Annotated in this window: 4 protein-coding genes and 1 pseudogene; all 5 read right to left on the minus strand. The window is 71.8% G+C overall.

The window, feature by feature from the left end; all coding sequences use genetic code 11:
• The coding region (locus tag ACFYOY_RS28200; RefSeq protein WP_388590356.1) for a beta-ketoacyl synthase N-terminal-like domain-containing protein at positions 1-1078 on the minus strand (1078 nt) is incomplete at its 3' end.
• Between the two features lie 37 nt (positions 1079-1115).
• Positions 1116-6272: pseudogene (locus ACFYOY_RS28205) on the minus strand (type I polyketide synthase); the annotation flags it as partial.
• 75 nt (positions 6273-6347) lie between these two features.
• The gene (locus ACFYOY_RS28210) at positions 6348-7550 is read right to left on the minus strand and encodes a cytochrome P450 (RefSeq protein WP_388590358.1); all 1203 of its coding nucleotides are present in this window, start codon (positions 7548-7550) and stop codon (positions 6348-6350) included.
• A 94-nt stretch (positions 7551-7644) separates the two neighbouring features.
• Complete coding sequence (locus ACFYOY_RS28215; protein ID WP_388590360.1) at positions 7645-15000, minus strand: SDR family NAD(P)-dependent oxidoreductase; 7356 nt, start codon at positions 14998-15000, stop codon at positions 7645-7647.
• Positions 14997-21272, minus strand: coding sequence for an SDR family NAD(P)-dependent oxidoreductase (locus ACFYOY_RS28220; protein ID WP_388590481.1), 6276 nt, complete (start codon positions 21270-21272; stop codon positions 14997-14999). Before ACFYOY_RS28220 ends, ACFYOY_RS28215 begins: the two co-directional genes overlap by 4 nt.
• Positions 21273-21277: the final 5 nt, after the last annotated feature.

Genomic DNA, 21277 nt, shown 5'->3' on the forward strand with positions numbered 1-21277 from the left:
ACGTCCGCACCAACGCACCCGCCTCGATCGGATCCCCCAACACCGTCCCCGTCCCATGCCCCTCCACCACATCCACATCCCCCACCGACAACCCAGCCGCCGCCAACGCCCCACGAATCACCCGCTCCTGCGCAGGACCCGACGGCGCCGTCAACCCATTCGACGCCCCGTCCTGATTCACCGCAGAACCCCGCACCACCGCCAACACCCGACGCCCCGCAGCCACCGCATCCGACAACCGCTGCACCACCACCAACCCCGCACCCTCGGACCAGCCGGTACCATCCGCGGCCTCCGCGAACGACTTGCACCGACCATCCACCGCCAACCCCCGCTGCCGCGAGAACTCCACGAAGGCGGCGGGCGTGAACATCTGCGTCGCTCCGCCCACGAGGGCGAGGTCGCATTCGCCCTTGCGCAGCGAGTCGCCCGCCAGGTGCAACGCCACCAGCGAGGACGAGCAGGTGGTGTCGAGTGTCATGGCGGGCCCTTCCAGGCCCAGGCTGTAGGCGATCCGGCCGGAGGCGACGCCACCGGAGTTGCCGGTGCCGAGATAGCCCTCCAGCTCCTCGGGCGGCCTGGTCAGGCGGTCGGCGTAGTTGTGGTACATGACCCCGGTGAACACACCGGTCCGGCTGCCACGCAGCGAGTCCGGGGCGATACCCGATCGCTCCAGGGCCTCCCACGCCAATTCCAGCAGCACCCGGTGTTGCGGGTCGGTGGCCAGCGCCTCCCTGGGCGACATGCCGAAGTGCTCGGCGTCGAACCAGTCGCCATCGGTGAGGAAGCCGCCGCGTGCCACGTAGGACTTGCCACGGCTGGCGGGGTCGTCGTCCAAGAGCCCGTCCAGGGCCCAGCCCCGGTCGGTCGGCAGCGCTGTGATGGCGTCGCGTTCGTCGATGACGAGCTGCCACAGCTGTTCGGGTGAGCTGATCCCGCCCGGATAGCGGCACGACATGCCCACGATCGCGAGGGGTTCACCAATGGCCGACTCGCGCTCCTGCAGACGCTGCCGGGTCTCGTGCAGCTCGGCCGTGACCCAGCGCAGGTGGTTGAGCAGTTCTTCCTCGTTCGGCATGACACGGGGCCTGTCTGTGAGAGTGGCAGGAAGGGCTCTACTTCATGCCGAGTTCGTTGTGGATGAAGTCGAGGAGTTCGCCGGCGCTCGCCGTCCGCAGCTCCGCGGCGGGCTGCCGGGCCGGTGCGCTGTGCGCCTGCAGCCGGGCGAGGCGGTCGGCCAGGACGGTGCGCAGCGCCGCGTCGGTCGACGGCGCGGCGAGTGCCGCCTCAAGCTGGTCGAGCGCGGCCAGCAGCGCCTGCTCGGTGCCCGTCTCCGAGGCCAGTTCCTCGGCCATCTTCCCGGCGAGGGCGTCGGGCGTGGGGAAGTCGAAGGTCGTGGCGGGTGGCAGCCGCAGGCCGGTGACCGTGTTGAGCCGGTTGCGCAGATCCACGGCGGTGAGCGAGTCGAATCCGGCGTTGAGGAACGGCCGTTGGGGGTCGATTTCGTCGCGCCGGGCGAATCCGAGAATGGCCGCGGCCTGCTCGCGCACCAGCCTCAGCAGTTCCCGTTTGCGCTCGGCCGAGCTCAAAGCGCCCATCCGGGCGGCGAAGTCCGGCTCGGCGACCGCGACCGCGGCGGTCGGTCGCACGGGGCCACGGGCGACCGGTGTCCTGCGCGCGGGCACCGTCACCGGGTCGACACCGGCCAGCGCACGGTCGAACAGCGCAAGGCCCTCGGCCGTGGACAGGGCGCCGACCGCGGCCTGGGGGCGGGTGCCTTTGACCGGGGCGGTCAGCGTTGTCGCCTGTTCCCACAGGCCCCAGGCGAGGGAGTGCGCGGCGAGCCCGGCCGCGCGCCGCTGGGTGGCGAGCGCGTCGAGGAAGGTGTTGGCCGCCGCGTAGTTCGCCTGCCCCGGAGAGCCGAGAGTCCCGGCCGCCGAGGAGAACAACACGAACAGCGCGAGGTCCATGCCCTCGGTCAGCCGGTGCAGGTTCAACGCCCCGTCGATCTTCGGTGCGGCGACGGTGCGCAGCCGGTCCGGGGTCATCGAGGTGACGATTCCGTCGTCGAGCACGGCCGCGGCGTGCACGACACCGGCGAGCGGGAACGCGTCGATGCCGTCGAGCAGCGCCCGGACCTGGTCCCGGTCGGCGATGTCGCAGGCCACCACGTCGGCCGTCGCGCCCAGTGCACCGAGTTCGGCGACCAGCTCGGCCACACCGTCGGCCCGCGGCCCGGAGCGGCTGACGAGGACCAGGTGGCGGACGCCGTGCGTCCCGGCCAGATGCCGCGCCACGAGGGCGCCCAGTCCAGTGGTGCCACCGGTGACGAGGACCGCCGAGTCGGCCGGGATCCGCGGGATGTCACCGTCGCTCCGGGCGGGCACGAGCCGGGGGGCCAGAACCGCACCGCGGCGCAGGGCGAGCTGCGGCTCACCGGTCGCGAGGGCGGCGGGCAACACGTGGGCGGACTCGTCGTCGATGTCGACGAGGACCAGCCGCCCGGGGTGTTCGGTCTGCGCCGAGCGCACCAGGCCCCACACCGGAGTCTGCTGGAGAGCGGACAGGGTGTCGCCGGGACCGGTCGACACGGCGCCGCGCGTCACCACGACGAGACGGGAGTCCGGACGGCCCTCGTTCAGCAGCCACCCCTGGACGGCCTCCAGGGCCCGACTCGCCACCTCGACCGGTGCGTCCATGGCCTCGCATTCGTACATCACGAAGGGGCCGGGGTCCTCGGCCGACGGGCCGTCCACGGGTGTCCAGTCGAGGCGGGACAGCAGGCCGTCCGGTGCCGGATCGGGTTCGCCGGTACGGAGCGGACGGGAGCGCAGGCGGTCCACGGTGACCACCGGTGCGTTCGCCGGATCTGTGGCCAGCAGCGAGATGTCACCGGATGGCGTCGCGGCGATGCGCACCCGCAGTGACCGGGCCCCCGAGGCGTGTACCCGAACCCCCGACCAGGCGAAGGGAAGGGATGTGCGGCCGGGCTCCGACGCTCCGAAGGCCATCACCTGCAGTGCGGCGTCGAGCAGTGCCGGGTGCAGCACGAACGCGGTCGCCGGCACCTCGTCCGGCAAAGCCACCTCGGCGTAGAAGGCGTCCGCGGAGCGCCACATGGCCCGCACGCCCCGGAAGGCGGGGCCGTATCCCAGGCCATCGCCCGCCAGCGTCTCGTAGAACCGCTTGATATCCACCGCTTCCGCCGGTTCCGGCGGCCAGCTCCGCCAGACCTGGGCCTCCTCCGCGCGGTCGGTCGTGAGCGCGCTCGCGTGGTACGTCCAGTCCGAACCCGCCGTACGGGAGTGGACCTGGACATGGCCGTCGGTGGTGACCGACACCTGTACCTCGACCCGCTCCCCCGCCGGGACGACCAGCGGTGCGTGGAGGGTGAGCTCCTCGACGTCCGGGCGGTGGACCTCGTCGCCCGCCCGGACGGCCAGTTCGACGAAGGCGGCACCGGGCAGGATCACCGAGCCGCGCACCGTGTGGTCGGCCAGCCATGGATGCGTCAGGAGCGAGAGCGCCCCGGACAGCACGATCTCGCCGGAACCCGCCATGTCCGCCCTCGCACCGAGCAGTCCGTGGTCCACCGCGGCCAGGCCAACCGTGGACACATCACCGCGGGCGGAGCTCCCGTCCAGCCAGAACCGTTCGTTGGCGAACGGGTACGTGGGAAGTTCCACCTGGCGGACGCCGGTGGGGAACACCGGGCTCCAGTCCACCTCGACTCCGGAAACGTGGGCTCCGGCCAAGGCCCGCAGAAACTGTGTCCGTCCACCGGACTGCCTGCGCAACGTGCCCACGACGGCGATCTCGGTGTCCGAGGCGGTGGCGGTCTGCTCGACGGCCGTGGTCAGTACCGGGTGCGCACTCAGCTCGACGAACGCCCGGAAGCCGTCGGCCAGCAGCGCCGACACCGCCCCGGCGAAGTCCACCGGCTCTCGCAGGTTGGCGAACCAGTACTCCGCGTCCATGGTCGATCCGTCGACCGGGCCACCGGTCACCGAGCTGTAGACCGGGACCGTGCCCGTGGCCGGGGCGATCGGCGCCAGTGCCTTCAGCACGTCCTCGCACATGCTCTGGACCATCGGGGAGTGGGAGGCGTAGTCCACCGCGATACGTCGGGCCCGTGGCTCCCGCTCCACCAAAGCGGTCACCGCCTCCGGCGTACCCGAGACCACCACCGACTCAGGGCCGTTCACCGCCGCCACCACAAGCCCCTCACCGAAGGGTGCGACCAGTTCCTCCACCTCGGCCATGGGCAACGCCACCGACACCATCCCGCCACGCCCGGCGAGCCCCTCCCCGATCAGCTTCGACCGCACACACACCACTCGCGCCGCGTCCTCCAACGACAACACACCCGCCACACACGCCGCCGCGATCTCCCCCTGCGAATGACCCACCACCGCGGACGGTTCCACACCAAAAGACCGCCACAACCGCGCCAACGACACCATCACCGCGAACAACACCGGCTGCACCACCTCAACCCGCCCCAAGGCCACCTCATCCCCCAACACCTCCACCAACGACCACTCCACCAACCCCTGGAAAGCCCCCGCACACTCCTCCATCGCCTCGGCGAACACCGGAGAAGACCCCAGCAACTCCACCGCCATCCCCACCCACTGCGACCCCTGCCCCGGAAACACGAAGACGGGTCCGCCTTCGGAGACGACCTTCCCGGTGACCACGTCGTTGTGCGGCTCACCGGCGGCGCAGGCGTCGAGCCGTCCGGCCAGTTCCGGGCGGCGTGCGGCGAGCACCACCGCACGGTGTGCGAAGGCGGTCCGTGTGGTGGCGAGCGAGTGGGCGATGTCCGCGAGGGCGACGTCGGGATGGCGTTCGAGGTGTCCGTGCAGCCGCCGTGCCTGCTCCCGGACTCCGGCGTCGTTGCGAGCGGAGAGGGGATACGGCAGCACGCCGGCGTCGACCGGGGCCTCCCGAACCGGTTCCTCCGCTGTCTCCTCCAGGACGAGGTGCGCGTTCGTTCCCGACACTCCGAAGGAGGAGACGGCGGCGCGGCGGGGGCGGTCCACCCCAGGCCACGCACGGGCCTCCCTCAGCACCTGGACCGAGCCCCATTCCACCTTCGACGACGGAGCGTCCACATGCAACGACCGCGGCAGCACCCCATGCCGCAACGCCATCACCATCTTGATCACACCAGCCACACCCGCCGCCGCCTGCGTATGACCGATATTCGACTTCACCGACCCCAACCACACCGGCCCACCACCCGAACGGCTCCCGTACGTCCGCACCAACGCACCCGCCTCGATCGGATCCCCCAACACCGTCCCCGTCCCATGCCCCTCCACCACATCCACATCCCCCACCGACAACCCACCCGCCGCCAACGCCCCACGAATCACCCGCTCCTGCGCAGGACCCGACGGCGCCGTCAACCCATTCGACGCCCCGTCCTGATTCACCGCAGAACCCCGCACCACCGCCAACACCCGACGCCCCGCAGCCACCGCATCCGACAACCGCTGCACCACCACCAACCCCGCACCCTCGGAGAAGCCGGTACCATCCGCGGCCTCCGCGAACGACTTGCACCGACCATCCACCGCCAACCCCCGCTGCCGCGAGAACTCCACGAACAGCGCGGGAAGCGCCTGCACCGCGACGCCACCGGCCAGGGCGAGATCGCACTCCCCCCGGCGCAGCGACTCGCATGCCAGGTGCAGCGCCACCAGCGAGGACGAGCAGGCGGTGTCGATGGTGAGCGCCGGACCTCCCAAACCGAGCGTGTAGGCGATGCGCCCCGATATCACGCTGGACACGTTGCCGATCATGACCTCCGACGTGTCGTCGGCAAGCGTGTCGTACCCCTGGTAGGAGGCACCGACGAACACCCCCGTCGACCCGCCGTGCAGCGTCTCCGGGAGTATTCCGGCGTTTTCCAGCGACTCCCAGGCCACCTCCAGCGCGAGGCGCTGCTGCGGGTCCATCCCCCGTGCCTCTCGCGGTGACACCCCGAAGAACGCCGGGTCGAAATCGCCCGCGTCGTCGAGGAAGGCCCCGCGCTCGGTCAGGCTGTCGCCGGGGGCGAGCCGCCATCCGCGGTCGCCGGGGAAGTCCGAGGTGGCGTCCACACCGCCGGCCACCAGGTCCCACAGGTCCTCGGGAGTGCGCACCCCGCCGGGATACCGGCAGGCCATGCCCACGATGGCGACCGGTTCCGGTACCGCGGACTCCAGCTCGCGCACCCGGGTGCGCAAGGTGTGCAGCTCAGAGGTCGCCAGCCGCAGATAGTCGCGAAGCTTGTCGTGGTCAGCCATCCGCCCGAGTCCTTGGTCGCGTGTGCTGTGTGGGTTGCCGTGGTCGCGGGGTCACCAGGTGACCGGCAGCGCGCTGACGCCGTTCACGAGCCGTTCGGTCCGCCACGGCACCTCGTCGGCGGGGACGGCCAGGCGCAGTCCGGGGAATCGGCGCACCAGGGCGGTGAGGACCATCTGAAGTTCCACCCTGGCCAGTTGGGCGCCCAGACAGTGGTGTGCGCCGTGGCCGAAGGCGATGTGGGCCCGCGCGTCGCGGTCGAAGTCGATCTCGTCGGGACGCTCGAACACGCCGGCATCCCGGTTACCCGCGGCCATGTGGACGACCACCACGTCTCCCGCCCGGACGAGGGTGCCGCCGAGCTCGACGTCCTCGACGGCCATCCGGGGGAAGTTGCCCGCCGCGGCGAGCGGGGTGTAGCGCAGAAGCTCCTCGACGGCCTGGGGCACCAAGCTCGGGTCGTCGACCAGCCGCTGCCACCGTTCGGGGCGGCTCAGCAGCAGATAGAGGAAGTTGCCGACCTGATTGGCCGTGGTCTCGTGCCCGGCGAGCAGCAGGGTCATGCCGAACACGACGAGTTCCTGCTCGCTGAGCCGCTCGTCCTGGTCCCTGGCCAGAACCAGCCCGCTCAGCAGGTCGTCGGCGGGCTCAGCGCGGCGCTGGGCGATCAGCTCGGCGAGGTAGGCGATGAGGCCGTCCCTGGCCTTGACGATCAGTTCGAGGTCTTCGGAGGCCACCGACATGATGTCGTCGGTCCACTGGGCGAACCTCGGGTGGTCGGCGATCGGCACACCGAGCAGCTGGCAGATCACCCGCACCGGCAGCGGCCAGGTCAGCGACCGGGCCAGATCCGCCGTGGTGCCGTCCGCCTCGATCCGGTCCAGCAGATCGTTGATGATCTCGTCGATCGCCGGGCGCAGCCGCTCGACCTGGCGCACGGTGAACGCCTGCGCCACCAGCCTGCGCAGCCGCGTGTGCTCGGGCGGGTCCATGGAGAGGATGGACATGTCGGTCTCGATGGCGGGCGTACTGCGTGCGACGTCCTTCCCCAGGGTGGCCGTGCGGCTGAACCGGGGGTCGGAGAGCACGACCTTGATGTCGTCGTAACGGGTGACCAGCCAGCCCGGGCCGCCGTAGGGCATCTGCACCCTGGTCAGCGTCCCGGCACGGCGGGCCTCTTCGTACGCGGGGTCCTCGTCGAGTCCGTGTTGCGGGCCGAACGGGTAGGCGCGGATCTGGTTGTCGACAGCGGTCATCGCGGGAATCTCCTTGGGATGGCGCATGAGCGAGGTGAGGCGGTGGGGGTTGGGGCGTGAGCGAGGCGACGCGGACCCAGGGTGTGTCGCACAGTCAGTTGCGCGGCTGGGCGTGGTCCTGGTCGATGAAGCTGAACATCTCCTCGTCGCTCGACGAGGCGAAGTGGCCTGTGGCGAGTGCCCGCGGGCGTCGGGTGCCGAGCAGTGCCTCCATACCGCTCAGCAGGGTGTCCACGTCGTCCGGCCCCGCTTCGTCGAGCAGGGATTCCAGACGGACCAGCAGTTTCCCGGCGTCGAGGCCGTCGCCGCCGAGTCGTCCTGCCAGGTGCTCGCCGAGTTCGGTCACCGTGGGAAAGTCGAACACCGCGGTGACGGCCATACTCAGGCCGGTGAGTTGGGTGAGCCGGTTGCGCAGCCGTACCGACGTGAGCGAGTCGAAGCCGAGTTCGGCGAAGGGTCGGCGCGGGTCGATGACCGCCGTGTCGTCGTGGCCGAGCACGTCCGCGACCTCGGCACGGACGACGTCCCGCAGCTTCGCGGTGCGCTGCGCCGCGTCGAGCCCGGTGAGCAGGGTGCGCAGGTCGGCGGCGTCGGGTCGGGAGGCGGCCGCCGGGCGGCGGGCCTCGGGCAGTTCGTGCAGCAAGGTGCCCAGGCCGTCGCGGGTGTGGGACGGCACGCGGTCCCAGTCGGCGTCGAACACGGCGATGGTGGCGTCCTCGCGGTTGAGCGCGTGTTCCAGTGCGGTCAGCGCGGCCTTGGCTGGCATGGCGGTCAGGCCCATGCGGCGCAGCCGTTCGTCGCCGACCACATGCGTGGCCAGGCCCTCGCCCGCCCAGGCGCCCCAGGCCACGGCCAGGGCGTGTTCGCCGGCCGCGCGGCGGGATACGGCAAGGGCGTCGAGCATGGCGTTCGCCGACGCGTACGCACCGAGACCGGGCACCCCGAACACCCCGGATATCGAGGAGAACAGCACGAAGGCGGACAGGCCGCGACCGCGCGTCAGCTCGTCCAGCACCTGTGCCCCGCGCACCTTGGCCGCCGCGACCGCGGCGAAGCTGTCGGAGGTGAGCCTGTCCAGCACACCGTCGTCGAGGCTCGCGGCCAGGTGGAAGACGCTGGTGACCGGATGCTCGTCGAGCACGGCGGCCATCTGCTCCCGGTCGGCGACGTCCGCCGCGACGAACGTGACACGGGCACCGGCCTGTTCGCACGTCTCGCGCAGCGCCTCGGCACCGGGGGCGTCGGGCCCGCGGCGGCTGAGCAGGATGAGGTGGTCGGCGCCACGGCCCGCGGCCCAGCAGGCGATTTCCGCTCCGAGCCCGCCGGTGCCACCGGTGATCAGGACGGTTCCCTCGGGTGTCCAGGCTCGGGCAGGCGCCTCGGGAGCCGCGCGGACGAGCCTGCGTCCGTACAGCCCGGTGGACCGGATCGCGACCTGGTTCTCGGCCTTCTCCTCGGCGAGCAGGGACCGCAGCCTGCCGACTGCCGACTCGTCCAGGTCCTGAGGGAGATCGACCAGGCCGCCCCAGTGCGTGGGGTACTCCCAGGAGGCGACCCGGCCCAGCCCCCACACGCCCGCCTGGTCGACCCGCGGCCGCGGGTCGGCGGAGTCGACGGCCACCGCGGCGCGGGTGGCGATCCAGATCGGCGTGGCCACTCCGGCGTCGTCGAGGGCCTGCAGCATGGTCGCGGCTTCCACGGGCGTCTCGGGTGTGAGGACGACTCCATCGACCGGCGCCTGAGCGCTCAGCCGCTCGGCGAGCTCCGCGCGCGGTGCCTCCGCGGGCACCTGGACGGCCCGTTCACCGAGCGCCCGCACGACCGAGTCGGTCCATGCGGTGCCGGTGGCGCCGAGCACGAGCCAGCGTCCCGGTTCGGCGACGGCCGCGGGCTCGGGCAACGGGGACCAGCCGACCCGGTGGCGCCAGCGGTCCGCGACGGAGGTGCGGTCACGGGGCGAGGTGACCCAGAAGTGCTGGTGCTGGAAGGCGTAGGTGGGCAGGTCGACCACGCGGGCGCCGGGGTAGGCGGGCCGCCAGTCGACGGACACGCCGTGCGCATACGCCTCCCCCAGCGCCCGGTGCACACGGTCGAGTGTTCCCTCGCCGCGGCGCAGGGTGCCCAGCGCGACGGTCTCCGCCGTCTCCTCGATCGACGTGGTCAGCACCGGATGCGGACTCATCTCCAGGAAGACCCGGAACCCACCCTCCACCAGCCCCGACACCGCACCATGAAAGTCCACCCGCTCCCGGAGGTTGCGGAACCAATACTCCGCACCCAACTCAGCACCATCGACCCGGCCACCCGTCACCGACGAATAGAACGGCACCGAACCCGGCACCGCGCCAACCTCCGCCAGCCCCTCCAGCACACCCTCGCGAATCGACTCCACCACCGGGGAGTGGGAGGCGTAGTCCACCGCGATCCGGCGAGCCCGCGGCTCCCGCTCCAGCAAAGCGGTCACCGCCTCCGGCGTACCCGAGACCACCACCGACTCAGGACCGTTCACCGCCGCCACCACAAGCCCCTCACCGAACGGCGCGACCAGCCCCTCCACCTCGGCCCGGGAGAGCGGGACCGACACCATCCCGCCACGCCCCGCAAGCCCCTCCCCGATCAACCTCGACCGCACACACACCACCCGCGCCGCATCCTCCAACGACAACACACCCGCCACACACGCCGCCGCGATCTCCCCCTGCGAATGACCCACCACCGCGGACGGCACCACCCCAAAAGACCGCCACAACCGCGCCAACGACACCATCACCGCGAACAACACCGGCTGCACCACCTCAACCCGCCCCAACGCCACCTCATCCCCCAACACCTCCACCAACGACCACTCCACCAACCCCTCAAACGCCCCCGCACACTCCTCCATCGCCGAAGCGAACACCGGAGAAGACCCCAGCAACTCCACCGCCATCCCCACCCACTGCGACCCCTGCCCCGGAAACACGAACACCGGACGGGAGTCGAAGGTGCGCATGGCCCGGTCCTGGGTGGCGAGCCGGTCGAGTTCGTCCGGACCGAAGGCCACGGCACGGCAGGGGAGATCGGTGCGCGAGGTCGTGAGCGACAGGCCCACATCGACCGGACGCAGGTCGGGGTGGTCGCGGAGGTGCTCGGCCAGGCGGGCCGCCTGTGCCCGCAGGGCGTCGGGGGTGCGTCCGGACAGCGGCCAGGGCACACTGGTCGGCCCGGCGTCGACGGCAGGCGCCTCGTCAGGGAGGTCGGGTCCCTGTTCGAGGATGACGTGCGCGTTGGTGCCGGACACGCCGAATGAGGACACTCCGGCACGTCGCGGCCTGTCGGCCTCCGGCCACGGCAGTGTCTCGGTCAGCACCCGGACCCCAGTCGGCCAGTCCACGGTGGACGCCGGTTCGGTCACGTGCAGGGTGCGTGGCATGACCCGGTGCGCCAGGGCGGACACCGTCTTGATCACGCCGCCGATGCCCGCCGCCGCGGCGGCATGGCCGATGTTCGACTTCATCGAGCCCAGCCACAGCGGCTGTTCACGGTCCTGGCCGTACGCGGCGATCAGGGCGTTGGCCTCGATGGGGTCGCCGAGCACCGTGCCGGTGCCGTGTGCCTCGACCATGTCGATGTCCTGCGGGCGCAGGCGCGCGTTCGCCAGTGCCTGCCGGATCACCCGCTGCTGTGCCACCCCATTGGGAGCGGACAGACCGTTGGACGCGCCGTCCTGGTTGACCGCCGAGCCACGCAGCACGGCGAGCACCCGGTGTCCGTTGCGGGTGGCCGCGGACAGCCGTTCCAGCACCACGAAACCGGCGCCCTCGGCCCAGCCGGTGCCGTCCGCGTCCGCCGAGAACGCTTTGCACCGGCCGTCCGCGGCCAGCCCGCCCTGATGGGTGAACTCCTCGTAGGCGAACGGCGTCGCCATCACGGCCACACCACCCGCCAGGGCGAGGGCGCTCTCCCCGCTGCGCACGGATTGGGCGGCCGTGTGCAGCGCGACCAGCGACGACGAACACGCGGTGTCCACCGTGACCGCGGGCCCCTTGAGGTCCAGCGTGTACGCGATGCGGCCGGACAGCACGGCGGACATCTTGCCGGTGAGGACCAGGCCGCCGAGCCCTGCCTCCTCGCCGTCGGCCGCGCCCAGGTAGTCCTGCTGGGACGCGCCCACGAACACGCCCGTCGCGCTGCCGCGCAACGTGCTCGGGTCGATCCCGGTCCTCTCGATCGCCTCCCACGCCGTCTCCAGCAGCACGCGCTGCTGGGGGTCCATGGCAAGCGCCTCACGCGGGCTGATACCGAAGAACTCGGCGTCGAACCCGCCCGCGTCGTGCAGGAATCCGCCCTGTGTGGTCGCGCTGGTCAGCATCAGCTGGTCGAGATCCCAGCCGCGATCGGTCGGGAACCCGGACACGACGTCCCGCTCATCGACGACGAGACGCCACAGCCCCTCGGGGTCGGCGACGCCACCGGGGTACCGGCACGCCATGCCGACGATGACCACGGGGTCGCCGTCGTCCGCGGCGACGGTGCGCCGGATCGGGGTGTCGGCGGCCCCGGTCAGGAACGCGGCGACCGCGGCTGGTGTGGGGTAGTCGAAGGCTAGGCTGATCGGCAGGTCGAGACCGGTCGCGTCGCTGAGAGCCGTACGCAGCTGGGTCGCGGTCAGTGAGTCGAGTCCGAGGTCGGAGAAGGCGCGGTCGGCCGGTACGTCGGCGGCCCGTCGATGGCCGAGCACGGCCGCCACGTGTCCGCGGACCAGGTCCAGCATGTCCTGGGGGCCTTCGGTCACCGGGACGGTATCGACGGTGCCGGCAGGATCGGTGGGCCAGAAGCGACTGCGCTGGAAGGCGTACGTGGGCAGGTCCACGCGGGGTGCCTCTGGGAAGACGGCGCTCCAGTCGACCGGTACGCCGTGCACATGGGCGCTGCCCAGCGCGCGGACGAACTGGCCCAGGCCACCGTCGCCGCGCCGCAGGGTGCCCAGGGCGGCGACCGTCGCTCCGGCGGCGTCCGCGGTCTGCTCGACGCTCATGGTGAGTACGGGGTGCGGGCTCATCTCCAGGAACACCTGGTGGCCCGCCGCCAGCAGGGCCGACACGGCGCCTGCGAAGTCGACGGGCTCGCGCAGATTGGTGTACCAGTAGTCGGCCGAGAGGCCCGTGGGTTCTATCTGCCCGCCCCGCAGGGCGGAGAAGAACGGCACCTCGGCGGCGACCGGCCGCACCGAGGGCAGACCCGCCAGGACCGCGTCCCGGATCTCCTCCACCATCGGGGAGTGCGAGGCGTAGTCCACCGCGATCCGCCGAGCCCGCGGCTCCCGCTCCAGCAAAGCGGTCACCGCCTCCGGCGTACCCGAGACCACCACCGACTCAGGACCGTTCACCGCCGCCACCACAAGCCCCTCACCGAACGGCGCGACCAGCCCCTCCACCTCGGCCCGGGAGAGCGGGACCGACACCATCCCGCCACGCCCCGCAAGCCCCTCCCCGATCAACCTCGACCGCACACACACCACCCGCGCCGCATCCTCCAACGACAACACACCCGCCACACACGCCGCCGCGATCTCCCCCTGCGAATGACCCACCACCGCAGACGGCACCACCCCAAAAGACCGCCACAACCGCGCCAACGACACCATCACCGCGAACAACACCGGCTGCACCACCTCAACCCGCCCCAACGCCACCTCATCCCCCAACACCTCCACCAACGACCACTCCACCAACCCCTCAAACGCCCCCGCACACTCCTCCATCGCCTCGGCGAACACCGGAGAAGACCCCAGCAACTCCACCGCCATCCCCACCCACTGCGACCCCTGCCCCGGAAACACGAACACCGGACGGGCCGCGGGCAGTGCCGTTGCCTGCACCAGGTCCGCGGAGGGTTCGCCCTCGGCCAGGGCGCGCAGGCCCTCAGGGCTGGTGACCAGGGCTCGCCGCGCGAAGTGCGTGCGCGAGAGGGCCAAGGCACGGCCGATGTCCCGCGCGGACAGTGTGCGGCCCCTCAGGTGCGCGTCAAGCAGCCTCGCCTGCTCGCGCAGCGCCGACGCGTCCTGGCCGGAGAGCACCCACGGGCTCGGCCCCTCTCCCGGGGATTCGGCCTGCGGCCGCGGCGCGGCCTGCTCGACGATCACGTGCGCGTTGGTGCCCGAGATACCGAAGGACGACACGCCGGCGCGCCGTGGTCGGCCCGTCTCCGGCCACGGCCGGGCTTCCGTGACGAGTTCGACGGCGCCGTCCGCCCAGTCCACACGGGAGCTGGCCCGGCTCACGTGCAGCGTCGCCGGCACGATCCCGCTCCGCAGCGCCGCCACCATCTTGATGACGCCGCCGACCCCGGCCGCTGCCTGGGTGTGGCCGATGTTCGACTTCAACGAGCCCAGCAGCAGGGGCTGCTCGCGGTCCTGGCCGTAAGTGGCCAGCAGCGCACTGGCCTCGATCGGGTCGCCGAGCCGCGTCCCGGTTCCGTGCGCCTCGATCACATCCACATCGGGGGGACGCAGGCCGGCGTTGTCCAGTGCGCTGCTGAGCACTCGGCGCTGAGCGGAGCCATTGGGCGCGGTGAGGCCGTTGGACGCGCCGTCGGAGTTGACCGCCGAGCCCCGCAGCAGCGCCAGCACCTGGTGTCCATTGCGTTCGGCGTCGGACAGCCGTTCCAGCACGAGCAGACCCGCGCCTTCGGAGAAGCTGGTGCCGTCCGCGTCGTCGGAGAAGGACTTGCAGCGGCCGTCGGGGGCCAGACCTTCCTGCTGGGTGAAGTCGATGAAGGCCGACGGCGTGGACATCACGGTCACCCCGCCCGCCAGGGCCAGGGAGCAGTCTCCCGACCGCAGCGCCAGCGTGGCCTGGTGCAAGGCGACCAGCGACGAGGAGCACGCCGTGTCGACGGTGACCGCCGGGCCTTCAAGGCCCAGGGTGTAGGCGATCCGGCCGGACATCACGCTGGACGCGTTGCCCGTCGAGGAGAACCCGGGAGGCAGGTCGGGAACCTTGTCGAGTACCGACTGGTAGTCCTGGTGCAGCGCGCCGATGAACACACCGGTCCGGCTGGTGCGCAGGGTGCCGGGCACGATCCCGGCACGCTCCAGCGCCTCCCAGGCCAGCTCCAGCAGCAGCCGCTGCTGCGGATCGGTGGCCAGCGCCTCCCTGGGGGACATCCCGAAGAACGCCGCGTCGAACTCGGCCGCGTCGGGCAGGAACCCGCCGGAGCGGGTGCTCGACGGCACCTCGCCCCAGCCCCGGTCGGTGGGGAATTCGGTGATCGCGTCGCCACCGGTCTCGACGAGTTCCCACAACTCCTCGGGGCTGCGCACATCGCCGGGGTACCGGCAGGCCATGCCGACGATCGCGATGGGTTCGCTGCGGGTGGCCAGCAGCTTGTCCAGTTGGCGCCGGGTGCGCCGGAGGTCCTCGGTGGTCTCCTTGAGGAAGTGCCGCAGCTTGGCCTCTGTGCTGGTCATGAGATACCGAACTCCTTACCGAGCAGCTCGAACATTTCCTCGTCGGTGGCCTCGCCGAGATCGGTTTCCTGGGCCTCGGTGTCGGTCACGAGCAGTGCGGACAGCCTGCGCATCACCTGCTCGCGGATCGCCGGGTCGCCGTCGAACCGGGCGAAGGCGTCCTCCAGCCGGGCCAGTTCGGTGAGCACCGGGTTCTCCTGGGGCTGGTCGCCGCCCAAGCGGGCGGACAAGTGCTCGGCCAGTGCGGTGGGCGAGGAGTGGTCGAAGACGATGGTGGAGGCCAGTCGCAGGCCGAGCAGGGTGCCGATCCGGTTGCGCAGTTCCACGGCGGTCAGCGAGTCGAAGCCGAGCGATTTGAACGGGCGGTCGGCCTCCAGCGACCCTTCGTCGGAGTGCCCGAGCACCGCGGCGGCTTGCGCGCGCACCAGCTTGGTCAGCTCGGCGGCCCGGTCCGGCGGCCCCATCCGGGCGAGACGGTCGACGAGGGCGCCTTCGTCGGAGTCGGCGTGCCTGCGGCCGGTGGTGCCGGTCAGTGCCCACAGGATGTGCGGTGCCGACGCTGCGGCCCGCAGGGTCGGCAGGTCCAGGCGCATCCCGGCGACCGCGGGCTCGTCCTGCGCCACCGCCGCGTCGAACATGGCCAGCGCCTCGTCGGTGGACAGCGCGGGCAGGCCGGAGCGGGCGATCCGGTCGATGTCCCGTGCGGTCAGCGCGCCGGTCATGCCGCTCGCCTCGGCCCACAGGCTCCACGCGATCGACGTGGCGGGCAGGCCCGCGGCCTTGCGGTGGGCGGCGAGCGCGTCGAGAAAGGCGTTGGCGGCGGCGTAGTTGCCCTGCCCCGCGCTGCCCATCACGGCGGCGGCCGAGGAGTAGAGCACGAACGCGGCGAGGTCGAGGTCTCTGGTCAGCTCGTGCAGGTGCCAGCCGCCGTCGGCCTTGGAGCCCAGGCTGGTGGCCAGCCGTTCGGGGGTCAGCGACTGGATCACGCCGTCGTCGAGCACCCCGGCCGCGTGCACGACGGCGGTCAGCGGATGCTGGTCGGGAAGGGTGGCGAGAAGGTCCGCCACCGCCGTCCGGTCGCCGACGTCGCAGGCGCGCACCAGGGCCTCGGCCCCGTATTCGGCCAGCTCCGCGACCAGTTGCGCCGCGCCGGGCGCGTCCGGTCCGCTCCGGCTGACGAGGAGCAGATGCCGCACGCCCCGCGTGGTCACCAGATGACGGGCCAGTGACGCGGCCAGGCCGCCGGTGCCGCCGGTGATCAGGACGGTGCCCCGCGGGTTCCAGCGCCGTGGCATGGTCAGCACGACCTTGCCGATGTGCTGGGCCCGGCTGATGTACCGGAACGCCTCTCGTCCGTGCCGGACGTCCCAGGTGGACACCGGCAGGGGCCGCAGCGCGCCGTCGTGGAACAGGTCGAGCAGGGCCCGCAGCCTCTCCTGTACGGCGTCGGGCTCCAGCTCCGCCAGGTCGAAGGCGCGGTAGGCGATCCCGTCCGGCACCGCGGTGCGGATGTCGGTCTTGCCCATCTCGGCGAACCGCCCGCCCCTGGGCAGCAGCCGCAGCGAGGCATCCACGAACTCGCCGGCCAGCGAGTTCAGTACGACATCGACGCCCCGGCCACCGGTGACCTCCAGGAACTGACGCTCGAAGTCGAGGGTGCGTGAGGAGGCGATGTGGTCGTCTGGAAGGCCCAGCGAGCGCAGCACGTGCTGCTTGGGTTCACTGGCGGTGGCGAAGACCTCCAGCCCCCAGTGCCGGGCGAGCTGGATGGCCGCCATGCCGACGCCGCCCGCGCCCGCGTGCACCAGCAGGGACTGTCCCGCGCGTACCTCGGACAGGTCGAGCAGACCGTAGTAGGCGGTCAGGAACACGACGGGCACCGACGCCGCCTGCGCGAAGGTCCAGTCGTCGGGCATCGGCGCGAGCAGCCGGTGGTCGGTGACGGTCAGCGGGCCGAAGGCGCCGACGGTCAGACCGAACACGCGGTCGCCGGGCCGCAGACCGGACACATCCGAACCGGTCTCCAGCACGACACCGGACACCTCGGCCCCCAGCGGAGTGGCCGCACGTCGGTTCATGCCCAGCGCGTCGAAGACATCGCGGAAGTTGACCCCGGCAGCCCGGACGTCGACCCGGACCTCCTGAGGTCCGAGCGGTTCCTCCGCGCGGGGCCACGGCACCAGGACGAGGTCGTCGAGGCTGCCCTTGCGCATGGTCTCCAGGCGCCACGACGGGCCGGGCGGTGGCATCAGCGAACCGGGCTCGGCCAGCCGGGCCGCGAGCAGGGCGCCGTCACGCACCGCGAGCTGGGGTTCGCCACTGGCCAGCGCGCGCGACACCAGCTCGTCCGGCACACCAGGCTCGTCCGTGTCCACCAGGACGAACCGGCCCGTGTTCTCGGTCTGCGCGGACCGGATCAGGCCGCGGGCGGCCGCCACCGCGGGCACGACGTCCTCGTCACCGACGGCCACGCCGCCCTCGGTCACGAAGATGAGCGAGACATCGTCGAGCCGTGGCTCGGCCAGCCAGGCCCGCAGCAGGCCGAGCACCCGTGCCGTGAGCTGATGGGTGGCGGGCAGCATCTCCTCGTCCGCCCGATCGAGGCGGACCACGGCCGCGTCCACACCGGCGACCGAGTCGGGCAGTGCCCAGGTCCCCGGGTCGAGCTCGACGACGGTACGCCCGTGGTCCGGGTCGGCGGGCACGGGCCGCCAGGCGAGCCGGTACAGCGGGGCGTCGAGGACGGAGTCCACAGCGGTGTGCCGGCGCAGCACCAGGGATTCGGCGGTCAGCACCGGCGCGCCCGCGGGGTCGACGACGGTCAGCTCGACGGTGTCCGGGCCGATGCCGCGCAGCCGGGCCCGCAGGGAGGTGGCCCCGGTCGCGTACAGGCGCACCCCGCTCCAGGCGAACGGCAGCACACGTGTGCTGCCCAGCAGGCTAGTCGCGTGCAGGACGGCGTCCAGCAGCGCGGGGTGCAGCCCGAAGGCACCCGCCTCGGCCCGCTCGTGCTCGGGAAGGACCACCTCGGCGCAGGCCCCGTCCTCGGTGAGCCACGCGGCGCTCAGGCCCCGGAATGCCGGGCCGTAGCCGTATCCCTCGGCGGCGAGGTCGTCGTACACCCCCGCCGGCTCGATCCGTTCCGCGCCCGGGGGCGGCCAGGATGTGATCGACGGCGCGGGGGCGCCGCCCTCGTGCTCGCCGGTGGACAGTGTGCCGGAGGCGTGTTGCGTCCAGGTGGCTCCACCGCGAGCGAAGACACGCACGGTCCTGCGGTGGTCGGCGGCGGGCCGGTCCACCCGGATCTGTATCTGAACACTGCCCTCTTCCGACAGGACGAGCGGCTTCTCCAGCACGAGTTCGTCGATCCGGTGGCAGCCGACCTCGTCGCCCGCGTGGATGACCATCTCCAGCAGGGCGGTCCCGGGCAGCAGCACCGTCCCGGCCACGGCGTGGTCCGCCAGCCAAGGGTGGGTGCCGAGCGACAGACGGGCGGTGAACAGATAGCCGTCGTCACCGGGCAGCTCGATCCCGGCCCCGAGCAGCGGATGCTCCGGAACGCTCAACCCCGCCGCGGTGACGTCCACCGAGGTCGCACCGGCACGGGGCCAGAAGCGCTGCTGCTGGAAGGCGTACGTGGGCAGTTCCACGCGAGCGGCGTCGGGGAAGACGGCGCTCCAGTCCACGGGGGTCCCGTGCTGGTGCGCCAGGGCGAGCGAGAGGCGGATCCGGTCGAGTGTTCCCTCGCCGCGGCGCAGGGTGCCCAGCGCGACGGTCTCCGCCGTCTCCTCGATCGACGTGGTCAGCACCGGATGCGGACTCATCTCCAGGAAGACCCGGAACCCACCCTCCACCAGCCCCGACACCGCACCATGAAAGTCCACCCGCTCCCGGAGGTTGCGGAACCAATACTCCGCACCCAACTCAGCACCATCGACCCGGCCACCCGTCACCGACGAATAGAACGGCACCTCGGCGGCGACCGGCCGCACCGAGGGCAGACCCGCCAGGACCGCGTCCCGGATCTCCTCCACCATCGGGGAGTGGGAGGCGTAGTCCACCGCGATCCGGCGAGCCCGTGACTCCCGCTCCAGCAAAGCGGTCACCGCCTCCGGCGTACCCGAGACCACCACCGACTCAGGACCGTTCACCGCCGCCACCACAAGCCCCTCACCGAAGGGTGCGACCAGCCCCTCCACCTCGGCCCGGGAGAGCGGGACCGACACCATCCCGCCACGCCCGGCGAGTTTCTCCGCGATCAGCTTCGACCGCACGCACACCACTCGCGCCGCGTCCTCCAACGACAACACACCCGCCACACACGCCGCCGCGATCTCCCCCTGCGAATGACCCACCACCGCGGACGGCACCACCCCAAAAGACCGCCACAACCGCGCCAACGACACCATCACCGCGAACAACACCGGCTGCACCACCTCAACCCGCCCCAACGCCACCTCATCCCCCAACACCTCCACCAACGACCACTCCACCAACCCCTCAAACGCCCCCGCACACTCCTCCATCGCCGAAGCGAACACCGGAGAAGACCCCAGCAACTCCACCGCCATCCCCACCCACTGCGACCCCTGCCCCGGAAACACGAACACCGGACGGGAGTCGGTGACCCGGGCGGCGGACAGCGTGACGGAACCCGGTTCTTCACCGCGGGCCATGGCTTCGAACGCGGTGCGCGCGGCCTTCCGGTCCCCGACGACGATCGCGCTGTGCTCGAACCGTGTGCGTGTGGTCGCCAGGGAGTAGGCCAGGTCCGCCGAGCCGAGGTCCGGTCGGGCCTCGAGGTGGTCCGCCAGCGCTCGTGCCTGGGCGCGCAGCGCGGGCAGAGTCCTGCCGGACAGCTGCCATACGACCTGATCGTCCTCCGCGAGCAGTGGCCGCTCGGGCGTCTCGGGTTCCGGCGCCTGCTCGAGGATGACGTGCGCGTTGGTGCCGGACACGCCGAAGGACGACACTCCGGCACGTCGCGGCCGGCCGGTCTCCGGCCAGTCGGCCGTGTGCGCCAGCGGGGAGACCGCACCCGACGCCCAGTCGATACGCGAGGACGGTGCCGAGAAGTGGAGCAGCCCGGGCAGTACTCCCGCGCGCAGCGCCGCCACCATCTTGATGACGCCGCCGACCCCGGCAGCCGCCTGGGAGTGGCCGATGTTCGACTTCAACGAGCCGAGCAGCAACGGGCGTCGGCGGTCCTGACCGTAGGTGGCGAGCAGCGCACCGGCCTCGATCGGGTCACCCAGCCGGGTGCCCGTGCCATGCGCCTCCACGGCGTCCACATCGGAGGGTGCCAGTCCGGAGTTTTCCAGCGCGCTCCAGATGACCTGCTGCTGTGCGGTGCCGTTCGGTGCGCTCAGGCCGTTGGAGGCGCCGTCGGAGTTCACGGCGGAGCCACGGATCACCGCCAGCACCTCGTGGCCGTCGCGCTGGGCGTCGGAGAGTCGTTGCAGTGCGAGCATGCCCACCCCCTCCGACCACGCCGTGCCGTCCGCGTCGTCGGAGAACGACTTGCACCGGCCGTCCGGAGCGAGGCCGCCCTGTTTGGTGAACTCCAGGAAGGGCGAGAGCGTGGTCATCACGACCACGCCGCCGGTCAGCGCCAGCGAGCACTCCCGGGCACGGAGCGCGCGCACTGCCGAGTGGAGCGCGACGAGGGATGCCGAACACGCGGTGTCCACCGTCAGGGAGGGGCCTTCCAGCCCGAGGGTGTAGGAGATCCGGCCCGACATGACACTGGCGGCGCTACCGGTGCCGACGTAGCCCTCGACCTGGTCGACGGTGTCCCGCAGCAGTTCCGGATAGTCCTGGGCACAGGTGCCCACGAACACCCCGGTGTCACTGCCCCGCAGGGAGTCGGGAGCGATGCCCGCGCGCTCGACCGCCTCCCACGCCGTCTCCAGCAGCAGCCGCTGCTGGGGGTCCATCGCCACCGCTTCCCGGGGGCTGATCCCGAAGAACTCGGCGTCGAACCGGTCGATGTCCCGCAGGAACCCGCTGGCCGCGGTGGCCAGGCGGTCTCGCACCGAGGCCAGGTCCCAGCCGCGGTCGGTGGGGAACTCGGTGATCGCGTCCACTTGGGACACCGCGAGCTCCCACAGCTGCCCGGGGGTGCGCACACCGCCCGGGTAGCGGCAGGCCATGCCGACGATCGCGATCGGCTCCGTGGCCATGGCCTCGTAGCGGCGCAGTGACCGGCGGGTGCGCTTGAGGTCGGCGGTGACCCGGTGCAAGTAGTCGCGAAGCTGCTGCTCACTCATCAGACACC

This window comes from Streptomyces sp. NPDC007875 (genome assembly GCF_042868035.1).
GTDB lineage: Bacteria > Actinomycetota > Actinomycetes > Streptomycetales > Streptomycetaceae > Streptomyces > Streptomyces antimycoticus.

Coding starts and splice junctions, on each gene's coding strand:
- ACFYOY_RS28210 (WP_388590358.1), bottom strand. CDS start 7,550: ATGACCGCTGTCGACAACCAGATCCGCGCCTACCCGTTCGGCCCGCAA.
- ACFYOY_RS28215 (WP_388590360.1), bottom strand. CDS start 15,000: ATGACCAGCACAGAGGCCAAGCTGCGGCACTTCCTCAAGGAGACCACC.